The sequence below is a fragment of the Streptomyces sp. NPDC028907 genome, assembly GCF_055564995.1.
Window position 1 is genome coordinate 358,137 of the sequence record NZ_JBVHVE010000006.1, and the last position, 18,137, is coordinate 376,273.

Here is an 18,137-nt window from a genome sequence, read left to right on the forward strand (position 1 = left end):
TACGGGTTACCCGTCTCGTTCCTCATTCACATAGCCGCATGCCCACGAACGCGTCACATGGACGCGTCCATCGGCCGCAGCCTGTGCCCGTCCGCCGGCCGCGTCACAGGGACGCGTTCCTATAGACGCGTGGAACGCGCGTTCCGATCCGGGTGACGATTTCGTACGCGATGGTCCCCGCGGCCTGCGCCCAGTCCTCGGCGGTGGGCTCACCGTGTTCGCCGGGCCCGAACAGCACGGCTTGCGCCCCGGGCTCGGGCTCGTCCCCGCCCAGGTCGACCACGAACTGGTCCATCGCGATCCGCCCCGCGACGGTCCGCCACTTGCCGCCGACCAGGACGGGCCCGGCACCGGAGGCGTGCCGCGGGATGCCGTCGGCGTAGCCGAGGGGGATCAGGCCGAGGGTGGTCTCGCCCGGGGTGACGTAGCGATGGCCGTAGCTGACGCCGTGGCCGCCCGGGACGTGTTTCACCAGTGCGAGGGACGCCGAGAGGGTCATCACGGGCCGCAGTCCGAAGTCGGCGGAGCTGCCGAGCTCGGGGCTGGGCGAGATGCCGTAGGTCGCGATGCCGGTGCGCACCAGGTCGAAGTGGCTGTCCGGGACGGTGAGGGTGGCGGGCGAGTTGGCGATGTGCCGCACCTCGGGCCGCGCGCCCTGCGCCTCGGCGTACGCGACCATCTCGCAAAAGCGGGAGAGCTGGGCGGCGATGGACGGATGTCCGGGCTCGTCGGCGCAGGCGAAGTGCGACCAGAGCCCGGTGACGCGCAGCAGCCCCTCGGCCTCGGCGCTCAGGGCCTCGCGGACCAGCTCGGCCCAGTCGTCACCCGGTTGGCACCCGTTGCGCCCCAGCCCGGTGTCGGCCTTGAGCTGCACGCGCGCGGGGACACCGGCCTGCCGGGCGGCCGCGGTGACCTCGCGCAGGGCCCACATCCCGCTGACCGAGACGTCCAGGTCGGCCTCGATGGCCTCCCGCCAGGGCCCGCCCGGCGTCCACAGCCAGCACATGATGCGTACGCCGTCCAGCCCGCCGGCCCGCAGCACGAGGGCCTCCTCCGGCGTGGCCGTACCCAGCCACTCGGCGCCGCCCTCGATCGCGGCGCGGGCACACGGGAGCGCCCCGTGGCCGTACGCGTCCGATTTCACGACGGCCATCAGGGCCGCGCCCGGCGCATGGGCGCGCAGGGTCCGCACATTGGCCCGCAGGGCGGCCAGATCGATCTCGGCGCGGGCCCGCAGGGGCGCGGTCCGCAAGGCTGCTGTTTCTGTCATGGCGCCCCCAGTGTCTCAGAGGGCACCGCCGACGCCGCCGAGCCGGGACCCCGGCCGTGGCTGCCGGGTCTACGGCTCCGACCGGTGGCCCCACACGTACACCCGGTCGTTCTGCTTCAGCACGCGCCACAGTTTCCGGGCGTCCTCCAGGCGCATATTGACGCAGCCCATGGAGCCGACGGGGGTGAAGAGAGTGGCGTAGACACCGTGGAAGGCCTGGCCGCCGCTGAAGAACTGGGAGTAGGGCATGGGGCTGTTGTAGAGCGACGACACGTGGTTCTTGTGCCGCCAGTAGACGCGGTGCCAGCCGGTCCGGGTGCCGTATCCCTTGCGACCGCTGCGGATGTGCACGGGCCCGTACACGACCTTCTTGCCCTGCTGCACCCAGGCCAGCTGCCGGTCGAGGTCGACGCAGGCGACGCGGTACGCCCGCACCGGGCACTTCCCGGCGGCGTTGGGGTTCTTGCGGGCGGCGTCGAGCTGCATGGTGGCCCAGGTCACGGGACCGGCGAAGCCGATGGCGGGTTTGATCTTGTGCTTGGTCTGGAAGGCCCGGATGGCCCGGCAGTCGGCGGCCGACTGCTTCCCGTCCGACTCCCGTTTCAGCCACGCCTCGACCTGGCGCTGGTGGGGGCCCGTCTGCTCGCTGCACTTGGGCTCGTCGAGGACGTCCCAGGGGTCGACGTACTCCACGAGTTCGTCCGTACCCTTCTTCGCCTTCGGTGGCTCGACGGCGTCCTCCTCGGCGCTGGGCTCGTACACCTCCGGCGGCAGCGCCTGGTCGGGCGTGTCGGTCGCCCAGAGCGGGAGTGTGCTCAGGGGGACGCCGGGCACGAGTTCGGCCTGCGGTCCGGAAGCCGAGGGTTCGGGGTCGTCGGCCGAGGCGCTGCCGATGGGCAGCACGGCGGCGCCGGCGAGCAGCAAGGCGATGCTCCGGCTTGCGATACGTCCGCTGATCATGCGGACAGGGAAGCGTGCGGACCCGCCGTGCGGGAGGCGCCGCGCGGCGGGGTCACTCTTTAGGGAGCGTTTTCGAGCGCGCCATAGGGTGCTCGGCATGAGCATCATCGGGGTCGGTATCGACGTGGCGGAGATCGACAGGTTCGAGGCGGCGCTGAAGCGCACACCCGGGCTGGCCGAACGCCTGTTCCTGCAGAGTGAGTTGCTGCTGCCCACGGGCGAACGCCGGGGCAGTGCCTCGCTGGCCGCCCGTTTCGCCGCGAAGGAGGCCCTCGCGAAGGCGCTGGGCGCGCCGGCGGGCCTGCTCTGGACGGACGCCGAGGTCTTCGTCGAGGACAGCGGCCGGCCCCGGCTGCGGGTGACGGGGACGGTGGCGGCGAAGGCGGCCGAACTGGGCGTACGGTCCTGGCACGTGTCGTTGAGCCATGACGCCGGGGTGGCTTCGGCGGTGGTGGTGGCGGAGGGCTGAGCCTCCGCCACCGGGCACGCGGCGGTCAGCAGATGGACTGGCTGCTGTTCACCCGGGTGATGTTCCGGAAGGTCGTGTTCTCACCGCACGGGCTCTCCCTGATCGCCGAGTTGGTCACGGTCAGGTTCTGGACGGTGATGTCCCGGTTGTTCGGGAACTCCGACCGCGCCGCCAGCCGCAGTTCGCCGCCGCCGGTGATGCTGCCGCTCCGGGCGGCGAGGTTGACGTTGTAGCAGTTCTCGATCAGCACCGAGTTGTTCCCGGTGTTGTTGAGGGTCACCCGGTCGATGACGGCCCCACCGCTCTCGGACACGCAGAACACCCCGCGCCCGCCGCCGCGCGCGATGACCTCGCCCACCCGGATGTTGGTCGGGTAGGAACTCCCCACCCGCCCGTTCCGGTTGGCCATGCGGAAGGCGGCGTACCCGGTGCCGGTGCCCGCGTTCTCGGCGTCGACCTTGCCGACGGTGGCGTTGACGGTCTGGTTGAGCAGCAGCCCCGACTCACCGACGTTCCGCGCGGTCACCGTGCCGATGGTGATGCCGTCGACGCCGTACGTCTCCACGGCGTGACTCGACGCCCCTGAGACGTACACGTTGTCGATCCGGACGTTCCGCGTCCACTGGCTGGTGTCCCCGCGGTTGTCGATCCGCACGCCCAGCCCCGCGGACAGCCGCATGTCGATCTGCCCGAGGACGACGTTCTGCACGTTCCGCAGGAAGATCCCGTACAACGGGCTGCCGGTGAGGTTCAGATGCTGCACCTCGACGTCCCGGGTCCCGCGCGAGTAGACGGGCGCCTGGTCGCCGGACCCGCTGCCGGTGACGTTGATGGTGCCGCAGACGTCGAGCGCGGTGTAGCTGGGCAGGGATATCCGCGACCCGGCGGACATCGATCCCGAACCCCGCACCACCACCCGCTCCTTGGCGGTGCGCCCGGAGGTCAGGCTGTTCACGGCGGCCTGGACGGCGGCCCGCATGTCACCACCGGTGTAGACGGTGCTGCTGCCGCGCCGGGCGGTCCAGGTGCTGCCGTTGAGCACGGCCTCGGCCTGGTAGGAGCCTTCACCGCAGGCGGCGGCAGCGGCCTGCGGCGCGGGAAGGGTCAGGGTGCCGACGGCGGCGAGGAGAGCGGTGGCACCGACGGCGGCAAGGAGGGGGGCTCTGCGTCCCATGGGGGGGTCCTCTCGTCGGAACCGATGTCACCCGAACCGGAGCTCGTTGAAGTGGAAAGGGATCTCAGGGATCTCATCGAACCCATTCGACTGAATCGATTCACCATGTGGGGGCCGGTGAGTTTGGCAAAGGCGCGGCAAAGCGTCAATGGATGCGACGTGTTCGGGTCGGTGCGGGAGACTCGAACGCATGCGGACTGCGTACAGCGTGGAGACGGTAAGGGCGGCCGAACGGGAGCTGATGGCAAGGCTTCCCGACGGGACGCTGATGCAGCGGGCGGCGGCCGGACTCGCCGCGGCCTGCGCGGATCTGCTGGGCCGGGTGTACGGCCGCCGGATCGCCCTGCTGGTCGGCAGCGGCGACAACGGCGGCGACGCCCTCTACGCCGGGGCCCGACTGGCCAGGCGCGGCGCGGGAGTCACGGCGATCCTGCTGACGCCCGACCGGGCCCACGCCGGGGGCCTCGCGGCGCTGCGCCGGGCGGGCGGCCGGGCGGTGGGCACCTCCGGCGCCGAGGCCCTGATCGAGCGGGCCGACCTGGTGGTCGACGGCATCGTCGGCATCGGCGGCAAGGGCGGGCTGCGCCCGGCGGCGGCACCGCTGGCCGCGGCAGCCGAGCGGTCCCGTGCGGCCGTGGTCGCCGTCGACCTGCCGAGCGGCGTGGACGTCGAGACGGGCGAGGTGCACGGCACGGCGCTGCGGGCCGACCTCACCGTCACCTTCGGCACCCACAAGCCCGGCCTGCTGATCGATCCGGCGCGGGAGTACGCCGGTGTGGTGCGGTTGGTGGACATCGGACTGGCGCTGCCGGACGACGCGGTGGAGCTGGAGGCGCTGCAACACGCGGACGTGGCAAGGCTGTTGCCACTCCCTTCGACGGAGACGGACAAGTACCGGCGCGGCGTGGTTGGCATCGCGGCGGGCTCGGCCCGCTACCCGGGCGCGGCGGTACTGGCGGTCGCGGGGGCACTGCGGGGCGGGGCGGGGGCCGTACGGTACGTCGGTCCGGCCGGGGACGCGGTGATCGCCAGGTTCCCCGAGACGCTGGTGTCGGACGGGGGCCCGAAGAAGGCGGGGCGCGTGCAGGCCTGGGTGGTCGGCCCGGGCGCCGGGGACGACGCGGCGACGGTGGCGGAGGTGCTGGCGACGGACGTACCGGTGCTGCTGGACGCGGACGGGCTACGACTGGCGGACCCGGCGACGGTACGGGACCGCTCGGCACCGACCCTGATGACCCCGCACGCCGGGGAGGCGGCGGCGCTGCTCGGGGTCGCACGGGAGGAGGTCGAGGAGGCTCGGCTGGCTTCGGTACGGGAGTTGGCGGGGCGGTATGCGGCGACGGTGTTGCTGAAGGGGTCGACGACGCTGGTGGCGGAGGCGGGCGGAGCCGGCGCCGTGCGGGTGAACCCGACGGGCACCGGCTGGCTGGCCACGGCAGGCAGCGGTGACGTGCTGTCGGGTCTGGCGGGATCCCTGCTGGCAGCGGGCCTGACGACGATGGACGCCGCGAGCGTGGCGGCGTATCTGCACGGCCTGTCGGCGAGGTTCGCGGCGGACGGGGCGCCGGTGGGGGCGCATGATGTGGCGGAGGGGATTGCGGCGGCTTGGCGGGATGTGCGGGGGTGAGGGGACGGCGAGGCGGGGGCCTGGGGCCAGGGGGCCTGTGCCAGGACTCAGGCCTTTCCGGGTTCGGCTCGCGGAAGGCCCTTGTCCTCGGCGAACAGGTCCTCGACAGTGGCAGCTGTCAGAGAGCGGTCGAACCAGAGCATGAGGGTGTCGAGATCAGTGCACGAGGAGAGGCGCTCCCGCACGCCGTCCGGTACGAGGACGCCACGCACCTCAAGAACGGACAGGATCGCCTCAGCCTTGCCTATGGCCAGGCCTTCGGTATATCCGTAGGCCCACTCCTCGGCGTACCCCGGCGGCCAGCCCTCGATCTTGCTTCGCAGATACGCGATATCCCAAGGAGACAGTCCCTCCCGCTTGAGGATCTCCTTGTACCTTCCGTGGAGTTCGACCCTCGCCTTCTCGGGTGCCAGCCCCAAGGCGACACCCACCATGAGCGACGTGGTGATGCCTGAGATTTCCTCTTGCAGCTCCGGGGTCAAGCGCTGCTGCAGTTCTGTCACGCTCAGGCCTGTTCAGGACTGGCCTCATCGGCGAACAGGTCCTCGGCCCGCTCGACCGTACGGGAACGCTCCAGCCAGGCGTCCATGCGGTCGAGGTCGGTGCAGCTGGTGATGCGCTCGCGCACGCTGTCCGGTACCGGAATGCCACGCACCTCCAGCACGGACAGGATCCCCTTGGCCTCACCCTTGGCCTCACCCTTGGCTTCGCCGTCGGCCATGCCTTCCAGGTAGGCCGTCTCACGAACCGTCCCCCGGCCGGGGAAATAGCTGACGAACGTCGACATGATTGCCTTCCATTTCTCTCCGGCTGGAGTCTTACCCAGGGTGACTTCGAGGAAGTCGAAGAAGTACTTGGCGGTGGCAGGATCGGTTTCCAGGAGCTCCTGGAGGGCGATGCCGATGGCCTCCAGTATGGCGTTGCCTTCGCGGCTACGGGCGTGCGCCAGGGCGGAGAGCACCGCCAGTGGGAGGTTCTTCGCCACGGTCCGGACGTCGGTGATCACTGGCAGGTTGTCCGGCCCCGCGACCAACGGATACGTCCGTAGAGCCGTCCAGCCGCGCGTACCGCAGTCGAACGGGCCGGTCGCCCATTTGGCTGTGGCCCTGTCCTGGCAGACGACGAGAAGCAGCACAGGCAGCCCGTACTTCGCCTGGAGGTAGCCGATGTAATACGCCCAACTCCACTCCTTGCCTTCGACCTTGCCCGACTGTGCCTCGATGGCAAGCAGAAAGTCCTCGCCGTCAGACGGCCCGACGCGCAGCACGGTGTCCACACGCCGCTCCAGCGGCCGGGTCTCCGTCACGTCCGCGGTGACAGCATCCACCGTCGCCTTGGCCGATAACGGGACGCCCAGCACCCCGAACACGGGAGCCAGAATCTCGGGCCGCTCCTGAAAGATGCGGTGCATGCCCTCGTGAGCCGATGTGACCATGTGCGCAACCTTGATGCCGTGGTGGACCGAAGATCCAGATATTCGGGATGCGTTCACTCTTTCGAGCGGCGAGAAAACGTTCACGCCACCGAGGTCAGCTCGCACCACACGTACTTGCCCCGGTTGCCGTTCCTGGTCAGCGGCTGCCACCCCCACAGATCGGAACAGGCCCGGACCATCGCCAATCCCCGCCCCTCCTCGACCTCCCCGAGCGCGGCCAACTCGCATGGCGGCTCCGGCGGTTCAGGGTTCGCGTCCCACGCCCCGATCCGCAATACGCCGGCCGACCAGCGCACGCGCAGGGCCGCGGGCCCCTTGGTGTGGAGTACGGCGTTGGCGACCAGCTCGGTGGCGAGGAGTTCGGCGGTGTCGGCGAGGTTGATGAGGCCGTGCATGGTGAGGATGAGCCGGAGGGTGCGGCGGGAGACGGTGACGGCTCGGACGTCGTTCGGGATGTAGAGCGTGTACTCCCAAGGTTCGGTTTCGGGCATGGGTGAACTCCGTTCGGGGTGGGGTGGGAGTTGTGCGGTGTCATTGCCGCGGCCGTCATGACAGGACGGAGCGGTGCGCTTCCGCAGTGCTTACGGCACGTCACTGACGGTAGACCTTCATTTCCAGGTTCAGCAAGCCGATCGCGTAATCTGACGCCGAACGAGTCGCGCTCACAAGCGCGTTGAACCGAGGAGCAGCACATGGCGGGGTTGAGGCGCGAACCAACAGCACGTCAGGTGCGCCTGGGCGTCGAACTGCGCAGGCTTCGTGACGCAGCAGGCCTCACAGGCCGCGAGGCAGCGGCCCTGCTCGGGGTGAGCTCCACGCAGATCAATCAGATCGAGTCGGCCCTGACCGGCGTGAGCGAGAAGCGGCTGCGCCGACTCGCCTCCAACTACGCGTGCACCGACAGGGAGTTGATTGAAGCCCTTGTCACGCTGGCAACGGATCGAACGCGCGGCTGGTGGGAGGAGTACCGCGGCCGTCTGCCCACCCCGTTCCTGGACATCGCCGAGTTGGAACACCATGCCACCTACCGAGACGACGTGGAGTTCCTGTTCATCCCTGGCCTACTCCAGACCGAGGACTATGCCCACGCCGCCTTCTCCTCCAGAGTTCCGGAACTCTCCCCCGAGGACCTGGAGCTACGTGTCCGGCATCGCATGCTGCGCAAAGCAGTCATCGAGGGCACCACTCCCACCCCATACAAGGCGCTCATCCATGAGGCAGCCCTGCGTATCCGGGTCGGCGACCGCGCCACCTCGCGAGCCCAACTCAGCCGCGTTCTGGAGCTGTCCGAGGCGGACCACGTCACTGTGCGAGTCATCCCCTTCGACCTCGACGGCTTCGGCGGGACATGGAGCACCATGATGCTGGCGGGCGGCACGGTCCCCAAGCTAGACACCGCCGTCCGCGATGCACCCCATGGCACGGGATTCATCGACTCCGAAGCGCAGCTCAGCGTCTTTCGAACAGTCTTCCGTAGAGTAGAAGCGGTATCGCTCGACCCCGTGAGGTCGCGCGACTTCATCCACGACCTGGCCGAGGAACTGTGAGGCACGCCGTGACCACCCCTGGCACCTGGAGAAAGTCGTCCTACTCCGGCGGCGGCGACGGCAATAACTGCGTCGAGGTCGCCAGCTCCCCTGCCCACATATCCATTCGGGACTCAAAGACGCCGGCCATGGCAGCCCTCACCTTCCCCCACACCGCCTTCACCGCCTTCGTCACCGCCCTCAAAACCGCCACCCAGGGACCCCACGCCGAATGACCGCCAAGGTAACCGCAGTCAGCAGCAACAGCGAGTACTCCTTCACCAAGCCCAACCGCCCCGGCATCACCCTGCTGGCCGGCCTCGGAGTCGAGGGAGACGTGCACGCCGGCGTCACCGTCAAGCACCGTTCCCGGATCGCACAGGACCCCACGCAGCCGAACCTGCGTCAGGTCCACCTCATTCACGAGGAGTTGTTCGCGGAGGTCGACCAGGAAGGCTTCGCCGTCAGGCCTGGTGAACTCGGGGAGAACATCACCACCAGCGGCATCGACCTGCTCGCGCTACCGACAGGGACGCTTCTGCACATCGGCGACGAGGCGGTCGTGGAGGTCACGGGTCTGCGCAACCCCTGCCTGCAGATCGACGCCTTCCAGCAGGGCCTGCTGAAGCAGGTCGTCGGCCGTGACGAGGCGGGGAACATCGTGCGCAAGGCAGGGATCATGAGCGTCGTCCAGGTGGGCGGCGTGGTGCGTCCCGGTGACACGATCACCGTGAAGCTCCCGGACGAACCGCACCGCCCGCTGGAGCGGGTCTGACCGAGCGGGTCTGCCCCCACCCGCGACGGCTACTCCACCGTCACCGACTTCGCCAGGTTCCGAGGCTGATCCACCTCGTTCCCCCGGGCGGTGGCCAGCTCGCACGCGAACACCTGCAACGGCACCGTGGCCACCAACGGCTGAAGCAACGTCGGCGTAGCCGGAATCCGGATCAGGTGATCGGCGTAGGGCACCACCGCCTCGTCCCCTTCCTCCGCGATCACGATGGTCCGAGCTCCCCGGGCCCGGATCTCCTGCATGTTGGAGACGATCTTGTCGTGCAGAACCGACCGCCCCCGAGGCGACGGAACGACCACGACCACCGGCAGGTCGTCCTCGATCAGGGCGATCGGCCCGTGCTTCAACTCCCCCGCCGCGAACCCCTCGGCATGCATATAGGCGAGTTCCTTCAGCTTCAGCGCGCCCTCCAGCGCCACCGGATAGCCGACATGCCGCCCGAGGAAGAGCACCGTGTTCTTGTGGGCAAGGCTCCGCGCCAGCTCCCGCACCGGCTCCATGGTCTCCAGGACCCGCTCGACGTCACCCCCGATGTGCGCCAGGTCCCGGATCACGGCATGGATCTCGTCCCCCCACTTGGTGCCGCGCACCTGCCCCAGGTACAGGGCAACCAGGTAGCAGGCCACGAGCTGCGTGAGGAACGCCTTCGTCGAGGCGACGGCGACCTCGGGCCCGGCGTGCGTGTACAGCACCGCGTCCGACTCCCGCGGAATGGTCGACCCGTTGGTGTTGCAGATCGCCAGTACTCGCGCCCCCTGCTCACGGGCATGCCGCAGCGCCATGAGGGTGTCCATGGTCTCGCCTGACTGGGAGATGGCGATGACCAGCGTCTGCTGATCGAGGATCGGATCCCGGTACCGGAACTCACTGGCCAGCTCCACCTCGCACGGAATCCGCGTCCAGTGCTCGATGGCGTACTTGGCGATCAACCCGGCGTGGAAGGCCGTGCCGCAGGCGACGATGACGACCTTGTCGACCTCCCGCAGCTCGGAGGCGCTGATCCGCACCTCGTCCAGCGTCAGCGACCCACCGGCGTCGATGCGCCCCAGCAAGGTGTCGGCGACAGCCTTGGGCTGCTCGGCGATCTCCTTGAGCATGAAGTAGTCATAGCCCCCCTTTTCCGCCGCGGCGGCATCCCAGTCGACGCGATACGACCGCACCTCCGCCGGGCGCCCGTCGAACCCGGTGACGGTCACCCCGTCCCGCCGCAGCTCGACGACCTGGTCCTGCCCCAGCTCGATCGCCGACCGCGTATGGGCGATGAACGCGGCGACGTCCGAGGCGAGGAAGGCCTCACCCTCCCCAACGCCCACCACCAGCGGCGAGTTCCGCCGCGCCCCGACCACCGCATCGGGCTCATCGGCATGCACGGCGACCAGCGTGAAGGCCCCCTCCAGCCGCCGGCACACCAGCCGCATGGCCTCGGCGAGATCGGCGGTCACCGAGAACTCCTCGGCGAGCAGGTGAGCCACCACCTCGGTGTCGGTCTCCGACCCCAGCTCGTGCCCCCGCTCCTCCAACTCGGCACGCAGCCCTGCGAAGTTCTCGATGATCCCGTTGTGCACGACGGCGACGCGCCCGGCGTTGTCGAGATGCGGATGGGCGTTGGCATCGGTCGGCCCACCATGAGTGGCCCACCGCGTGTGCCCGATCCCGGTGGTCCCGGTCGGCAGGGGCCGCTCCGTCAGCTCCTTCTCCAGATTGACGAGCTTCCCGGCCTTCCTCGCGGCCGCCAGCCCCCCGTCCGCCAGGACGGCGACCCCCGCCGAGTCGTACCCCCGGTACTCCAGCCGCTTCAGTCCGGCCGTGACAATCTCCAGCGCCGACTGCGACCCCACGTATCCCACGATTCCGCACATGCGCGGCAGCCTACGGTCCGGACGTCACCGAGTTCGCCCCCGAACACCGCGCCGCCTGCCCGAATTCGGAAATTCCCACCGGGGTACGAGCACCCGGTCCGCACGCCCCGAAGGCCAACTCATGTCTTGGCCCGATAGGCCCGCATGGCCACCGGATAGAACACCACCGCGATCCCCGCGGCCCACACCAACGACCACAACACCGGCTCCGCCACCGCCCCACCCAGCAACAGCCCCCGGAACGCGTCCGACAGATGCGTCACCGGATTGACGTCGCTCCACGCCTGAAGCCAGCCCGGCATCGTGTCGACCATGACGAAGGCGCTGCTGGTGAAGGTGATCGGGAAGATGATCGTGAACGCGAAGGCCTGCACCTTCTCCGCGTCCCCGGCGAGCATCCCGATGAGCACCGCGCTCCACGAGACCGCCGCGGCGAAGACGACCACCAGCAGCATCCCGAGCACCAGTCCGTCCACTCCCCCGGTGACCCGGAAGCCGAGCAGCAAACCGAGGCCGATCATCAGCAGCATCGCCCAGACGTGCTTGGCGAGGTCCGCGGTGATACGGCCGATGAGCGGGGCGGAGCGGGCTATCGGCAGGCTGCGCAGGCGGTCGAAGACGCCCTTGGTGAGGTCGGTGTTGAGCGCCATGGCCGTGTACATGGTCATGAACAGGGTGTTCTGGACGATGATCCCGGGCAGCGCGTACTTCAGGTACGCCTCGGGCGACCCGGCCATCTGCCCGCCCAGCACATACGTGAAGAGGAACACGAACATGATCGGCGTGATGCTGTAGTCGACCAGCTCCAGCGGGTTGTGCTTGACCGCGACGAGGCTCCGCCAGGCCATCGTGAAGGTCTGGCGGAGTCCGTCGAGCGGTCGGACGCGACCCGACTTGGTGACCGGGGCCGTGATGGTCGTGGCGGTGGCGGTCATGGCCGCATCACCGCCTTGCGCACCTCGGCCTCCCGCAGCTCCGCGTCGTCCTCGTCCCGGGCGGCCGCACCGCCGTTGCCCTCGGGATCGCCCGGCTCGGCGCGGTGGCCGGTCAGCGCGAGGAAGACCTCGTCGAGCGAGGAGCGGCGCAGCGCAAGCTCACCGACCGCGATCCCCTCACGGTCGAGGGTGCGCACGACGGCCGGCATCAGCTCGGGGTCCTTCACCGGGGCGGTGATCGTCTCGCCCTCGATCCGGGCCTGAGGCCCCGCGGCCCCGGCCACCAGCACATGCGCCCGCGCGAGGTCCTCTCCCAGCACCGGCCGCAGCTCCAGCACCTGCCCTCCGACCTGCGACTTCAGCTGGTCCGGGGTGCCCTCGGCGATCACCCGTCCCTTGTCGATCACCACGATGTCGTCGGCGAGCACATCGGCCTCGTTCAGATACTGCGTGGTCAGCAGCGCCGTCGCCCCGTCCGCGACCAGGCCCCGCAGCAGGTCCCACAGCTCACCGCGGCTGCGCGGGTCGAGGCCCGTGGTCGGCTCGTCCAGGAAGAGGATGCTGGGCCGGCCCACGAGGCTGGCGGCCAGGTCCAGGCGCCTGCGCATACCGCCGGAGAAGGTCTTCACGGCCCGCCCGGCCGCGTCCACCAGCTGGAAGCGCTCCAGCAGCTCACGGGCCCTCGCCCTGGCGTCCCGCCGGGACAGACCGAGCAGCCGGCCGATGAGCAGCAGGTTCTCCGTGCCGGTCAGGTTCTCGTCCACCGCCGCGTACTGCCCGGTCAGCCCGACCATCGCCCGGACGACCCCGGCCTCGCGGACCACGTCGTGCCCGGCCACCCGGGCCGTGCCCCCGTCCGGCTGGAGCAGCGTGGCGAAGATCCGGACGGCGGTCGTCTTGCCCGCGCCGTTGGGTCCCAGCAGCCCCAGCACCGAGCCCCTGCGGGCCCCGAGATCGACGCCGGCCAGCGCCTCGGTCTCCTTGAACCGCTTGACCAGGCCCTCCGCCTCTATCGCATACGTCGTCATGAGCACCCCTCACGCCTGCTGCCTCTGGCCAGGTCGCCCGCCGGGATCGGGGGCCCGACCGGGCCCACCTCTCCCACAACTGTGACGCACACCACTGACATTCCGCGCTTCGTAGGTTCTCTCCCCCGAGGGGTACCCGCAGGGCTCAGCGGCGTCGGGGCGGCGGCTGGACGCTGAAGCTGGCCGATTTCAGCCAGCGTCGCATCCTCGCGGCGACCGGCCGTTCGACAAAGCGATGGGCCAGATACGACAGCAGCACGAGGCCACTGACCGTGACGGCGACCAGTGTCCAGGGGTCGACCCGGTCGCCGTAGTGGCGGGCGATGGTCAGGCCGAGGACATCGTGCAGCAGATACAGCGGGAACGTCATCGTCCCGGCGACCGTGAGCCAGCGCCAGCGGATCCTGCTGGTCAGACCGAGCGCGATGGCGGCGATCAGCACGAAGAAGACACTGACCGCGAGGACCAGCCAGCCACGCCACGGCGCCCAGGTGTCCCAGTCGTTGCGGCCGCCGTCCGGGGTGAGCAGGAAGTGCAGGGCCAGCAGCCACGACATCACGACGATGCCCCACAGCAGCGGCGTGGACCGGAACCGGTACATCAGGTAGAAGGCCATGCCCGCGATGAAGTACGGCGCGGAGGGCGGGTTGACCAGCAGCGTGAGCAGGGGGATGTCGGCGGCGGGAGCGAGCACCGCGGCGACGGTCCACAGCCCGCAGTAGACGACGACCCGCTGGTAGGTGAGGCCCTTCCACACCACGACCCCGAAGGTCAGGTAGAAGCACAGCTCCGGCCAGAGCGTCCAGTAGACCGAGTCGAGGTTCTTCACACCGAGGGGCTGCTGGAGCATCGTGAGGTTGGCGAAGATGACCCGCGGATTGGCATGCCCGAACGGCGTGTCGGTGAGGAAGATGACACAGGCCGCCAGGACGACCGAGATCCAGTACATCGGGTACAGCCGGGTCACCCGCGAGATGAAGAAGTCACGCAGGCTGCGGTCCCAGGCGCTCATGCAGATGACGAAGCCACTGATCAGAAAGAACAGGTCGACGCCGAGCCGGCCGAAGGCGAAATAGGCATGGGCCTCGGGGAAGACGCTCTGGTAGGGGCGGCCCCAGATCTTCTCCATCGTCGACGCTTGCTGGCCGACGAAGTGGAACAGCACCACGGCAAGGGCCGCCAGGAACCGCAGGCCGTCGAGCGCGGCCAGCCGCTGTACTGGTGGCCGCATCTCCGCGGCCGGCACCCCGGGGGGCGACGGGACCGCTGGTGCGGCCGCCCCCTCTCCTGTGCGCCGCCCCTTGGACAGGTCGAGGAGCTGGGTGTCCGCCTGGCTCATCCGTTCACCGTTCTGTCGTCGCCTTGTCTGGTGCCGGTCGGCGACCCGCGATCGTCCGACTGCGAGCGTTCCATCCCCACCGTACAAAGGCCGTCCCGAGCCCCCCGTCCTGCCAGGAATCGCACAGGACCGGCACGGGACGGTCACGCGCCGGTCACGGGTACCCACTGAACGACGACATCCTCACGACCTCCGCCCGCGTCGGCGGCTTGACGCCTTTTCGCGTGCGCCCGCCCGGTGCCGCGTGACGCAGCCCACCCCCCGCCTCGTTCAAACTCGGCTCACAATGGACTGTGATCTCTCCGGTCTCCTCGATGCCCCGGAGCGCCCACCGGCCCAGGCCGGAGGCGACTCCCTACGTCGACCTCACCCGCTCGGAGTGGAGCGCGCTGCGCGACAAGACCCCGCTGCCGCTCACCGCGGAGGAGGTCGAGAAGCTGCGCGGTCTCGGCGATGTCATCGACCTCGACGAGGTCCGGGACATCTACCTCCCGCTCTCCCGCCTCCTCAACCTCTACGTGGGCGCCACCGACGGCCTGCGCGGCGCCCTGAACACCTTCCTCGGCGAACAGGGCTCCCAGTCCGGCACGCCGTTCGTCATAGGGGTCGCCGGCTCGGTCGCCGTGGGCAAGTCCACGGTCGCCCGTCTTCTCCAGGCCCTGCTCTCCCGCTGGCCCGAGCACCCACGCGTCGAGCTGGTCACCACCGACGGCTTCCTGCTCCCCACCAAGGAGCTCCAGGCCCGCGGCCTGATGTCGCGGAAAGGTTTCCCCGAGTCCTACGACCGCCGCGCCCTGACCCGGTTCGTCGCCGACATCAAGGCCGGCAAGGACGAGGTCACGGCCCCCGTCTACTCCCACCTGATCTACGACCGCGTCCCGGACCAGAAGCTCACGGTCCGCCGCCCCGACATCCTGATCGTCGAGGGCCTCAACGTCCTCCAGCCCGCCCTGCCCGGCAAGGACGGCCGCACCCGGGTCGGCCTCGCCGACTACTTCGACTTCAGCGTGTACGTCGACGCGCGCACCGAGGACATCGAGCACTGGTACCTCAACCGCTTCAAGCGGCTGCGCGAGACGGCCTTCCAGAACCCCTCGTCGTACTTCCGCAAGTACACCCAGGTGTCCGAGGACGAGGCCCTCGACTACGCCCGCACGATGTGGCGCACCATCAACAAGCCCAACCTGGTCGAGAACATCGCGCCCACCCGCGGACGGGCCACCCTGGTCGTCCGCAAGGGCCCGGACCACAAGGTGCAGCGGCTCAGCCTGCGCAAGCTGTGACGGCTACGCTGCCGCCATGCTGCACCTGCGCCTGATCACGCCGTCCGACAAGACCGACGACGTGGTCCGCCTCATCGAGAAGACGGTGGGGACGGCCCATGTCGCCGTCCTGCCCGGCGCCGCCCGCAACCCCGTCGGGGACCTCGTGCTGTGCGACGTGGCGCGCGAGGCGGGCGACGAACTCCTCACCGACCTTCAGGAGTTGGGCATCGAGGAGTGCGGCTCCATCGCCGTGGAGAACATCGACCTGTCGCTGTCCAAGCGGGCCGACAAGGCCGAGGCGGACGCCCCCGGCGAGGGCGCCGACGCGGTGCTGTGGGAGCACCTGGCCGACGCGACGCACGAGGAGTCGACGCTCTCCGCCACCTACCTCGCCTTCCTCACGCTCGCCACGATGATCGCGGCCTGCGGTGTCGTGCTCGACAACGCGATCCTGATCGTGGGCGCGATGGCGGTCGGCCCGGAGTTCGGCCCGCTGGCCGGGCTCAGCACGGCGATCGTCCAGCGGGCGCCCCGGCTCGCCCTGCGGTCGCTGATCGCGCTCGTCGTCGGTTTCGCCGTCGCCATGGCGGTGACGGTCGGCTTCAGCTCGTTCATGGACTCGCTGGACCTGTTCTCGAAGGAACGGCTGGAGGCCGACCGCCCGAGCACGGCCTTCGTCTACGCCCCCGACGCCTTCTCGTTCATCGTGGCGGTCCTCGCCGGCATCGCCGGCACCCTCTCCCTGACCTCCGCCAAGTCCGGCGCCCTGGTCGGCGTGGCCATCTCGGTCACCACGGTCCCGGCTGCGGCCAACGCGGCGGTGGCCCTGAGCTACGGCGACACGAAGCAGACGTGGGGCTCCACGGAACAGCTCCTGCTGAACCTGCTGGGCATCGTAGTGGCCGGCGCCCTGACACTACTGGCCCAGAAATGGCTGTGGAGAAAAGGGCGCCAACGCACGAACGCCGGCTAGGCCAACTACCCCAGCGCGGACTTCACCACATCGGCCAGCCGCCCGGCCACCGACCGCGCCTGATCGATGTCCGCGGCCTCGACCATCACCCGCACCAACGGCTCGGTCCCTGACGGGCGCAACAACACCCGCCCGGTGCCCCCGAGTTCCCGCTCCGCGTCCGCGACCGCCGCCGCCAGCTCCGCCGACGTCTTCACCCGGGACCTGTCCACATCCGGCACATTGATCAGTACCTGAGGCAACCGCTCCATCACAGCGGCGAGCTCTCGCAGCGTGCGACCGGTCTGCGCGACCCGAGCGGCCAGCAGCAGCCCGGTCAGCGTGCCGTCACCGGTCGTCGCGTGATCGAGGATGATCACATGCCCGGACTGCTCGCCGCCGAGGGCGTACCCGTGCTGTTTCATCTCCTCCAGCACATACCGGTCGCCCACAGCGGTCTGCACCAGCTTCAGCCCCTCGCGCTCCAGCGCCAGTTTGAAGCCGAGGTTCGACATGACGGTCGCCACCACGGTGTCGGCGCGCAGCACGGACCGCTCCCGCATGTCCAGCGCGAGCACCGCCAGGATCTGGTCTCCGTCCACCTCCTCGCCGGTGTGGTCGACGGCGAGGCAGCGGTCGGCGTCACCGTCGTGCGCGATCCCGAGGGCGGCACCGTGCTCGACGACGGCGGCCTTCAGCTGCTCCAGATGCGTGGAACCGCACCCGTCGTTGATGTTGAGCCCGTCCGGCTCGGCACCGATGGTCACGACCTCGGCGCCGGCCCGCTTGAACACCTCGGGCGACACACCGGCCGCGGCGCCGTGCGCCTCGTCGAGGACGATCTTCAGCCCGTCCAGCCGGTTGGGCAGCACGCCGAGGATATGGGCGACGTACTCCTCGAACCCCTCGTCGTACGACCGCACCCGCCCGACCGCCGCACCCGTCGGCCGCTCCCACGGTTCACCGTGCCGGTGCTCGTCGTAGACGGTCTCGATACGGTCCTCCAGCTCGTCGGCGAGCTTGTGGCCGCCGCGGGCGAAGAACTTGATGCCGTTGTCGGGCATGGCGTTGTGGCTGGCGGAGAGCATGACGCCGAGGTCGGCGCCGAGCGAGCCGGTCAGGAACGCCACCGCGGGCGTCGGCAGCACGCCGACGCGCAGCACGTCGACGCCCGCACTCGCCAGGCCGGCCACCACGGCGGCCTCCAGGAACTCCCCGGACGCACGCGGATCCCGTCCGACCACCGCCTTCGGCCGGTGGCCCTCGAAGGTGCCCGCCTCGGCCAGTACATGCGCGGCCGCCACGGACAGACCGAGCGCCATCTCGGCCGTCAGGTCCGCGTTGGCGACGCCGCGCACGCCGTCCGTGCCGAAGAGTCGTCCCACTTGTCCTCCTGAGGAAACTTCAGATCCGGAAGCGGAGCCGGTCCGCCGTCCGCGGCCGGCGGCTCCCGCTTCCCGGCATTCCATGCCTGCGGCATCGGATCACACAAGCCTTTGAACGTC

The 18,137-nt window shown here is 69.8% G+C and carries 18 protein-coding genes; 7 read left to right on the forward strand and 11 right to left on the reverse strand.

What is annotated here, in order from left to right; genetic code table 11:
* Positions 1 to 103: 103 nt before the first annotated feature.
* Together alr and ACZ4UU_RS20635 are read right to left on the reverse strand one after the other, a co-directional pair.
* A complete protein-coding gene (alr, locus tag ACZ4UU_RS20630) occupies positions 104 to 1,270 on the reverse strand; it encodes an alanine racemase (protein ID WP_471904845.1) in 1,167 nt (388 codons plus the stop codon).
* Positions 1,271 to 1,339: 69 nt separating this feature from the next.
* Complete coding sequence (locus ACZ4UU_RS20635) at positions 1,340 to 2,230, reverse strand: L,D-transpeptidase family protein (RefSeq protein ID WP_471904846.1); 891 nt, start codon at positions 2,228 to 2,230, stop codon at positions 1,340 to 1,342.
* Between the two features lie 97 nt (positions 2,231 to 2,327).
* Here ACZ4UU_RS20635 and ACZ4UU_RS20640 point away from each other — a divergent pair, with 97 nt between their 5' ends.
* Positions 2,328 to 2,699, forward strand: coding sequence for a holo-ACP synthase (locus ACZ4UU_RS20640; RefSeq protein WP_062721780.1), 372 nt, complete (start codon positions 2,328 to 2,330; stop codon positions 2,697 to 2,699).
* Between the two features lie 25 nt (positions 2,700 to 2,724).
* Here ACZ4UU_RS20640 and ACZ4UU_RS20645 read toward each other — a convergent pair whose 3' ends face one another.
* The gene (locus ACZ4UU_RS20645; protein ID WP_471904847.1) at positions 2,725 to 3,873 is read right to left on the reverse strand and encodes a hypothetical protein; all 1,149 of its coding nucleotides are present in this window, start codon (positions 3,871 to 3,873) and stop codon (positions 2,725 to 2,727) included.
* 190 nt (positions 3,874 to 4,063) lie between these two features.
* On the opposite strand from ACZ4UU_RS20645, the gene ACZ4UU_RS20650 reads away from it, so the two are divergent.
* A complete protein-coding gene (locus tag ACZ4UU_RS20650; protein WP_471904848.1) occupies positions 4,064 to 5,500 on the forward strand; it encodes an NAD(P)H-hydrate dehydratase in 1,437 nt (478 codons plus the stop codon).
* 47 nt (positions 5,501 to 5,547) lie between these two features.
* On the opposite strand, the gene ACZ4UU_RS20655 is transcribed toward ACZ4UU_RS20650, so the two are convergent.
* From ACZ4UU_RS20655 to ACZ4UU_RS20665, 3 genes are all read right to left on the reverse strand, one after another.
* The gene (locus ACZ4UU_RS20655; RefSeq protein WP_471904849.1) at positions 5,548 to 6,003 is read right to left on the reverse strand and encodes a hypothetical protein; all 456 of its coding nucleotides are present in this window, start codon (positions 6,001 to 6,003) and stop codon (positions 5,548 to 5,550) included.
* A gap of 2 nt (positions 6,004 to 6,005) precedes the next feature.
* Positions 6,006 to 6,911 carry a hypothetical protein gene (locus ACZ4UU_RS20660; protein WP_471905093.1) on the reverse strand — a complete coding sequence of 302 codons (906 nt, stop codon included), beginning with the start codon at positions 6,909 to 6,911 and terminating at the stop codon, positions 6,006 to 6,008.
* A gap of 104 nt (positions 6,912 to 7,015) precedes the next feature.
* Complete coding sequence (locus ACZ4UU_RS20665) at positions 7,016 to 7,426, reverse strand: ATP-binding protein (protein WP_471904850.1); 411 nt, start codon at positions 7,424 to 7,426, stop codon at positions 7,016 to 7,018.
* A gap of 201 nt (positions 7,427 to 7,627) precedes the next feature.
* Here ACZ4UU_RS20665 and ACZ4UU_RS20670 point away from each other — a divergent pair, with 201 nt between their 5' ends.
* The 3 genes from ACZ4UU_RS20670 to ACZ4UU_RS20680 are packed head-to-tail and all read left to right on the forward strand — an operon-like array spanning position 7,628 to position 9,236.
* Positions 7,628 to 8,482, forward strand: coding sequence for a helix-turn-helix domain-containing protein (locus ACZ4UU_RS20670; RefSeq protein WP_471904851.1), 855 nt, complete (start codon positions 7,628 to 7,630; stop codon positions 8,480 to 8,482).
* An 8-nt stretch (positions 8,483 to 8,490) separates the two neighbouring features.
* Complete coding sequence (locus ACZ4UU_RS20675) at positions 8,491 to 8,697, forward strand: DUF397 domain-containing protein (protein WP_471904852.1); 207 nt, start codon at positions 8,491 to 8,493, stop codon at positions 8,695 to 8,697.
* Complete coding sequence (locus tag ACZ4UU_RS20680; RefSeq protein WP_471904853.1) at positions 8,694 to 9,236, forward strand: MOSC domain-containing protein; 543 nt, start codon at positions 8,694 to 8,696, stop codon at positions 9,234 to 9,236. Before ACZ4UU_RS20675 ends, ACZ4UU_RS20680 begins: the two co-directional genes overlap by 4 nt.
* Before the next feature lie 29 nt (positions 9,237 to 9,265).
* Here the strand turns inward: ACZ4UU_RS20680 and glmS are convergent, their stop codons facing one another.
* The 4 genes from glmS to ACZ4UU_RS20700 form a co-directional block, all read right to left on the reverse strand.
* A complete protein-coding gene (gene glmS, locus ACZ4UU_RS20685) occupies positions 9,266 to 11,113 on the reverse strand; it encodes a glutamine--fructose-6-phosphate transaminase (isomerizing) (protein ID WP_471904854.1) in 1,848 nt (615 codons plus the stop codon).
* Between the two features lie 119 nt (positions 11,114 to 11,232).
* Positions 11,233 to 12,048 (reverse strand): ABC transporter permease, encoded by an 816-nt coding sequence (locus tag ACZ4UU_RS20690; protein WP_471904855.1) that lies wholly within the window; start codon positions 12,046 to 12,048, stop codon positions 11,233 to 11,235.
* A complete protein-coding gene (locus ACZ4UU_RS20695) occupies positions 12,045 to 13,076 on the reverse strand; it encodes an ATP-binding cassette domain-containing protein (protein ID WP_471904856.1) in 1,032 nt (343 codons plus the stop codon). Before ACZ4UU_RS20695 ends, ACZ4UU_RS20690 begins: the two co-directional genes overlap by 4 nt.
* A gap of 145 nt (positions 13,077 to 13,221) precedes the next feature.
* Positions 13,222 to 14,415 (reverse strand): acyltransferase family protein, encoded by a 1,194-nt coding sequence (locus ACZ4UU_RS20700; RefSeq protein WP_471904857.1) that lies wholly within the window; start codon positions 14,413 to 14,415, stop codon positions 13,222 to 13,224.
* 314 nt (positions 14,416 to 14,729) lie between these two features.
* Here ACZ4UU_RS20700 and coaA point away from each other — a divergent pair, with 314 nt between their 5' ends.
* Both coaA and ACZ4UU_RS20710 read left to right on the forward strand, forming a co-directional pair.
* Positions 14,730 to 15,698, forward strand: coding sequence for a type I pantothenate kinase (coaA, locus tag ACZ4UU_RS20705; RefSeq protein ID WP_471904858.1), 969 nt, complete (start codon positions 14,730 to 14,732; stop codon positions 15,696 to 15,698).
* 16 nt (positions 15,699 to 15,714) lie between these two features.
* Positions 15,715 to 16,653, forward strand: coding sequence for a DUF389 domain-containing protein (locus ACZ4UU_RS20710; RefSeq protein WP_471904859.1), 939 nt, complete (start codon positions 15,715 to 15,717; stop codon positions 16,651 to 16,653).
* A 5-nt stretch (positions 16,654 to 16,658) separates the two neighbouring features.
* Here ACZ4UU_RS20710 and glmM read toward each other — a convergent pair whose 3' ends face one another.
* Positions 16,659 to 18,017, reverse strand: a complete 1,359-nt coding sequence (gene glmM, locus ACZ4UU_RS20715) for a phosphoglucosamine mutase (RefSeq protein WP_471904860.1) — start codon at positions 18,015 to 18,017, stop codon at positions 16,659 to 16,661.
* Positions 18,018 to 18,137 lie beyond the last annotated feature (120 nt).